General features: G+C 35.7%; 1 protein-coding gene. It reads right to left on the reverse strand.

Annotation, left to right across the window (positions count from 1 at the left end):
• Positions 1 to 224, reverse strand: a 224-nt coding sequence (locus V6255_RS18450) for a hypothetical protein (protein ID WP_341629428.1), incomplete at both ends; no start/stop codon positions are given.

The raw sequence follows: 224 nt of genomic DNA on the forward strand, positions 1-224 counted from the left end.
TCATTTGACGATTAATTAAATCCCTCGCGCTATTTAATTGAGTTAAAAAATCCGAGACTGCATCGTGCTGATTAAAGGAAAGAGTTAAAAACACGGCACTATTATCCGTTGCAACAAACTCTGTTAATGCAGGGGTTTGTTTACCTCCTACCGGTAATGCGCTAGATAATGGATTAAAGTTACTTTCTTTAAAACCACCCACTTTTTTAATATAAGACAGATCA

The sequence above is a fragment of the Psychromonas arctica genome (assembly GCF_038155225.1).
GTDB classification, from domain to species: domain Bacteria; phylum Pseudomonadota; class Gammaproteobacteria; order Enterobacterales; family Psychromonadaceae; genus Psychromonas; species Psychromonas arctica_B.